We start from the raw sequence: 6,675 nt of genomic DNA on the forward strand, positions 1-6,675 counted from the left end.
CTGTCGATGATCCAGGTGCACGAGGACGCGGTGGAAGCCGTGGTCCCGCTCAAGCGCCAGGAAGCGATGGGCCAGTTCGACCTCTTCGGCGGCGACGACGAAAAACCGGCCTCGTCTCCGTTGTCGCACGTGAAATTCACCGCCGAAGAGTGGCCGCGCAAGCAGTTGCTGGCGCACGAACGGGACATGCTCGGCCTCTACGTTTCCGCGCACCCGTTGGACGGCGCCGAGGGCGTTCTTCGCAAACACGCACCGCGCACGATCGCGGCGATCATCGACAATCCGCCGAGAGAAGGCGAACTCGTCGTCGCCGGATTGATCACCTCGCTGGAGCGGAGAGTGAACAAGAAAGGCGAACCGTGGGCGATCTGCACGGTCGAGGATCTGGACGCGTCGCTGGAGGTGCTGTTCTTCGCGAAATCGTACGCGTTGTGCGCGGCGGATCTGGTGGAGGACAACGCGGTGCTGGTGAAAGGCCGGGTGAACTGGCGGGAGGACAAAATGTCGGTCTTCGGGGCGGATCTGGCACCACTGGACCTGACGGAACTCGGGGAAACGCCGCTCGTGCTGCACACGCGGGCGGAGAAAGTGACGCTGCCGGTGGTGCTGGAACTCAAACAGACTTTGCTGGCCCACCAGGGAAACACACCGGTGCACCTGCACGTGGGGGAGCAGCGGTACGCGCTGGACGGGTACTCGGTGAAAGTGACCTCAGCGCTGCTGGGCGAGGTGAAAACGATCCGGGGGATCACCGTGGCCTCGTGAGCGGCAACGCAGGCACGAAAACCCAGCAAGGCTCGTGAGTGCTGGCACCGGCGAGAACCGGCACCAGCACTCACGAGAACCCTCAGCGCTTCAGACCGTGCTCGATCGCCTCGATGATCCGCGGCCGGAGCTGCGCCGTGCTGACGATCGCGTCCACCGACCCGACCTCGACCGCGCGCTGGATGCTGTGCACCCGGTCGAACTCCGACGCCACCTCGCCGAGCTTCTCCGCCCGCACCGACGACGTCACCTCAGCCAGCTCGGCCGCGCACGCGGCCTTCTCGGCCCCGGTCAGCTCACCGAGCCGCTTCTGCAGCTCGGCCACCCGCGGGTCGTTCGCCGTCCGGGTCTTCACCTCGCCCGCGAACACCACCGCGGCCGCCGGGGCCCCGCCCAGCACGGACGCGAACGAGCCTTCCAGCGCCAGCACCGTCATGTTCGGGTTCAGCGCCTTCGAGAACACCACGAACGCCCCGCCGTGGTAGCGCGAGATCACGGTGAACACGATCGGGCCCTTGAAGTTGACGATCGCGCGGCCGATCTCGGCCCCGTACTCCAGCTGGAGTTTCTTCATCGACTCCGGCGAGCCGTCGAAGCCCGACAGGTTCGCCAGCACCACCAGCGGACGGTTGCCGCTCGCCGCGTTGATCGCGCGGGCCGCCTTCTTCGACGACTTCGGGAACAGCGTGCCCGCGGTGAACGTGTCCGGGCCGTCGGTGGGCGGGAAGCCGCGGCGCGGCACCGAGCGGGACTCGATGCCCAGCAGGCACACCGGACGGCCGCCGATGTGCACGTCCTGCACCGCGGCGGTGTCCGCGTCCGCCATGCCCGCCCAGCGTTCCAGCACCGGGTGGTCCTGGTCGGACAGCGCGCGCATCACCGTGCGGATGTCGAACGGCTTCTTGCGGTCCGGGTTGTGCTCGGCGGAGAAGATCTGGCCCACCGTGGCGAAGTCGCTGCCGACGACGGCGTGCGGGTAGTCCGACACGTCGCGGCCCGCCGGGTCGGTGGTCACCGCCTGGCGCGGGCCGGTCTCGCCCGGCACGACGTAGGTGTGCGCGTAGTGCGCCATCAGCACGTCGCGCGCCCCGGCGAGGTTCGGCGCCCAGTACTGCGCCTGCCCGTTCGGGCCCATCACGCGGTCGTAGCCGCCGATGCCGAAGTTGTCCTCGGCCGACACGCCGCCGGAGAAGTCCAGCGACTGCTTGCCGGTGAGCACCATCGCCGAATCCGGCGTCATCACCAGGATGCCCTTGGTGTGCATGAGCATCGTGGCCTCGGCGTTCCAGTACGGCTGCGCGCCCACGGTGATCCCGGCGACCACGATGTTGATCTCGCCGCCGTCCTGGGTGAACTCCACGATCCGCTTCAGCGCGGCCGCGACCCAGTCCATGTTCTCGGTGCCGGACTCCATCGAGATCCGCGCGCCGGACGACAGCGCGAACCATTCGAGCGGCACCTGCAGCTGCTGCGCCAGGTTCAGCGCGGCGATCACCCGCGTGCATTCCGGTTCGGCCAGCGCGCCGAGCGACTTCGTCGGGTCGCCCAGCAGCACCACGCGTTTGACGCCCTCGGGCACCCGGTCGGTCGGCGTGCTGACCACGCCGGCCACGAGCCCGGCCTTGTTCTGCCCGCGCGGCCGGTCGACCGGGACCAGCGTGCCGGTGTCGTCGAGGTCGTGCTCGACGAAGGACCCGCCGCCGGCCAGCAGTTCGGTGAGTTCGTACGGGTACACCGTGTCGCGCCGCGCCGCGCGCAGCACCTTCTGCCGGTAGTCGTCCAGCGGCTGCACCGGTTCGGTGCTCGGGGCCTCGACCGTCAGCCGCACGCCCGCGCCGACCTCGTTGCGGACCGTCACCGCGATGTCGGTCAGCTCGCCGGTTTCGGCGTTCCGCTGCCGGGCCAGGAACTGGATCTCCTCCAGGCCCGCGCCGGCGGTGGTGGGCAGCACGCGGCGGGCGAGCAGGTTCAGCTCGTCCATCGTCAGGTCGCTCGGCGGCCACACGTAGATGACGATCCGATTGGTGTCGAACCGGTTCTTCGCCGGACGCCGCGCCTGGGCGTTGCGGACCGCGTCGAGGCACGCGGCGAGCGTGTCCTCGGCCGAGGGCAGCGACACGAGCCTGCCGTCGGCCTCGCGCAGCGGCGTCAGGTCGCGGACCTGCGCCATCGCGATCAGCCGCTCGTCGGCCGGGTTCGCCTTCGCGGTGCCGGTGAACAGGTACACCTCTTCGTCCGCCGACGGCAGCCGCGTGAGGTCGAATTCCTGCAGCCGCTCCAGCTGCAGCCGCTCGGCGACGCGCGGGTGCAGCCCGCGGATCACCCGGTCCTCGGCGAAGCCGGATTCGGTCCGGCGGAAGGTGAAGTGGTGGTGCATCACCGCGCCGCCGCCCCCGGCGACGGTGGTGACGACCCGGTCGACATCAGCCGGAAGCGGTTGCGCCGCAACAATTTCGCCCAGCTTCGCGGCCATCGCGTCGCTGTCGGGCTGGTCGGCCCACTTCAGGTACACGTCCGCCGCGACCGGCGCGCCGGCGTTCGCGGACAGCTCGGCCACCGCGCGCATCGCGTCCGGCAGCTGCGGGAAGTCGACCGCGGTGGCGACCACGCGCGCCGGTTCCGGGTGCGAGGCGGTGACGAACGAGCAGCCCGCGACCTCGCGCACGCGCACGTCGGTGAGCGCCTTGTTGCCGTAGTAGCGCCGGGTCAGCACCTCGAGCATCGGGGCCGGGTCCGCGCCCGGCCGCCCGATCCGCTGGCCGAGCAGCCGCACCAGCGGCTCGTTGCTCGACACCATGCCGGAGATCCGCTCGGCGCGGTCGGAGGCGTCCGGGTTGCGGTCGAGGTAGCGCAGGTGGCCGCGGATCTCGGCGTACACCTCGGCGCGGGCCCGGCGCAGCATCGGCTGCGCGAACCAGCGGAACACCACGCCGCGGGCGAGATCGCTGACCGCGGGGAAGCGCAGCTGGGTGGCGGCGACCAGGTGCTCCAGCGCGAGGCCGGCCGTCTCCCGCAGCTCGGCCGACGGCGGGGCCTCGGTGAGCCACTGCCGCAGCAGCGCGGAAACGATCGCGCTGTCGCTCGAAGCCCGTTGCTGGGCAAGGAAAATCCGGAAGACCGCCTCTTCCAGCTCCGGCGTGCGCTCCAAGTCGCCGACGCCGTAGTGGCCGAGCACGCGGCGCAGCCTGCCCTGGAACTTCTCCGGCAGCCCGGCCCGCTCGACGTCGAGGCTCTGCAGGTAGGTGTGGAAATACTCGCGGGCGCTGTGCACCGGGCTCGACGCGCTGAGGTCGTCCGCGGCCGGTTTGTTCCGGCTCAGCTCGGACAGGTCGGCGAACACGTCCAGCAGTTCGAGTTCGCCCTCCAGCGGACGCGCCGGCAGCTCCGCGCGCGCGGCCAGGTAGCTGCTGAGCACGCGGCCCTGGTCGTGCGGGTCGACGTCGAAGCCGAGCAGCAGGCTGCGCAGGTCCTGCCTGCCGCGCTCGGCCCGGTCGGCCGCGCTCGTGCCGTCCTGTTCGGCGGGCAGGTCGATCTCGGCGGTCTCGGCCTGCGCGGCGGCCTCGTCCTCGGCTCCGTCGGCCAGCGGTTCGAGGCGCAGCAGCGGCGCCCCGGTCTCCACCTGGCTGCCGATCGACACCGGGAGTTCCTTGACCCGGGCCTTGAACGGCGCGCGCAGCACCGTTTCCATCTTCATGCTCTCCAGTACGAGCACCGGCGCGCCCGACTCGACCTCGTCGTCCACCGCGACCGGCGTGGCGACCACCAGCGCGGGCGCGGGGGAGCGGACGACGCCGCCCTCGTCGCGGCTGATCCGGTGCGTGATGCCGTCGACCTCCACCAGGTGGATCGGCCCGTGCGTGCCGGTGACGAGCCGGAACCGCGTGCCGTTGACGGTGATCTGCCCGCTGTACTCGTCGAACCGCTCGAGTTCGACGTCGGCCGGGTGCACGTCGCCGCCGCCGCTGACGCCGACCCGGAACCGCTTCGGCCCGGTGCGCGCGACCGTGACGCGGTAGGACGCGCCGCGCAGTTTCAGGTCCAGCGGGCGGATTTCGTGGCGCACCTGCGGACGGCCGCCGAACGCGGTGGACAGCAGCCGCTGCCGCCCGACCTCTTCGTCGTCCTCGTAGGCCTCGATCGCCGCCGCGGCGAGCGCGACCGCGGAATGCCGCGTGGTGACGAGACGGCCTTCGGCGCGGACGCGGTCGATCCAGCCGGTGTCCGCGCTGGCGTCGATCACCTCGGGCTGGTCGAGCAGGTCGAGCACGAAGCTCTTGTTGGTGGCTCCGCCCTCGATGAGCACGGACGTCTCGGCCATCGCCCGGCGCAGCCGCGCGAGCGCCTGGTCGCGGTCGCGGCCGTAGGCGATGATCTTGGCGATCATCGAGTCGAAGTCGGCGGGGATCGTGTCGCCCTCGCTGACGCCGGTGTCGACGCGGATGCCGGGCCCGGCGGGCAGCAGCAGCCGCGCGATGCGGCCAGGGGACGGCGCGAAATCGCGGTCCGGGTCCTCGGCGTTCAGCCGCGCCTCGACCGCGTGCCCGGACTCCTCCGGCTGCGCGCCTTCGAGCTTGCCGCCGGACGCGACGTGCAGCTGCAGCCGCACCAGGTCGGTGCCGGTGGTGATCTCGGTGATCGGGTGCTCCACCTGGAGCCGGGTGTTGACCTCGAGGAAGGCGAACATCCGGTCGCCGGGGTGGTAGAGGAATTCGACGGTGCACGCGCCGCGGTAGCCGACCGCGACCGCGAGCCGCTCGGCCGACGCCTTCAGCTCGGCGGTCTGGTCCGGCCCGAGCACCGGCGACGCGGACTCCTCGATGATCTTCTGGTTGCGCCGCTGCACCGAGCAGTCGCGGACGCCGAGCGCCCACGCGGTCTCGCCGTCGGAGATCACCTGGACCTCGACGTGCCGCGCGCCGGTGACCAGGCGCTCCAGGAACACGACGCCGCTGCCGAACGCGCGCAGCGCTTCCTGGCTGGTGCGCTCGTACGCCTCGGTGAGGTCGCCGGCCGATTCGACCTTGCGGATGCCGCGCCCGCCGCCGCCCGCGGTGGCCTTGAGCATCAGCGGGTAGCCGATCTTGTCGCCCGCGGCGAGCGCCTCGTCGAGCGTGGCGACCTCGCCGCCGCTCCACGGCGCGACCGGGACGCCGACCTCCTCGGCGATCAGCTTCGCGCCGATCTTGTCGCCGAGCTTGCGCATGGCGTCCGCGCTCGGGCCGACGAAGGCGACCCCGATCTTCTCGCACAGCTCGGCGAAGGCCGGGTCCTCGGCGACGAAGCCCCAGCCGACCCACGCGGCGTCGGCCTTGGTCTCGACCAGCGCCTTCTCCAGTTTGGCGAGATCGAGATAGGGCCGCGCGGAGGCGGGGCCGAGCGAATACGCGACGTCGGCTTCCCGGACGAAAGTCGCGGTGGCGTCCGCGTCCGTGTAGAGCGCGACCGTCTCGATCCGTCGCCCGGTCTCGGCGGACAGGTCCCGGACGGCGTGGATCAGCCGCATCGCGGCCTCCCCGCGATTGACGATGGCGACGCGATTGAACACGGACAAAGCCTCCCAGTGAACCGACTGCACCCACGCACAGCAGGCGACGCCGGACCTGCCGGGACGTCGCCTGTCTTCGTCGTACACCTTGCTCCTCTACCGCCGGGTACACCAATGTCGCGGATGACGCATGCCGCGCCTGCCGGTTTGTAGGAACCCGCCAAAAACGGCTCGTGTCACGTCGTCCGGACCTGGTTTATCGCGAGGTATGCCACAAATCACGCCCGCTCGGCCAGCGGCGGCGGCAGCTGGACGGCCAGTCGTTTCCAGGGGGTCGGACAGGGGTTACCCGGAGTTCAGGCGCGGGGCCCGGCCCGCCGCGGCTCGCTTCCGCGAAGGTCCGTGAGGGCCACCCTGAGGGACTC

The 6,675-nt window shown here is 71.1% G+C and carries 2 protein-coding genes; one reads left to right on the forward strand and one right to left on the reverse strand.

Going from position 1 to position 6,675, the window contains the following annotated elements; genetic code table 11:
• On the forward strand, nucleotides 1–765 hold a 765-nt coding region (locus ACWGIC_RS44480), incomplete at its 5' end, for an OB-fold nucleic acid binding domain-containing protein (protein ID WP_452081981.1).
• An 82-nt stretch (nucleotides 766–847) separates the two neighbouring features.
• Here ACWGIC_RS44480 and ACWGIC_RS44485 read toward each other — a convergent pair.
• Nucleotides 848–6,310 carry an ATP-binding protein gene (locus ACWGIC_RS44485; protein ID WP_452081982.1) on the reverse strand — a complete coding sequence of 1,821 codons (5,463 nt, stop codon included), beginning with the start codon at nucleotides 6,308–6,310 and terminating at the stop codon, nucleotides 848–850.
• Nucleotides 6,311–6,675 lie beyond the last annotated feature (365 nt).

It is taken from the genome of Amycolatopsis sp. NPDC054798 (assembly GCF_053611505.1).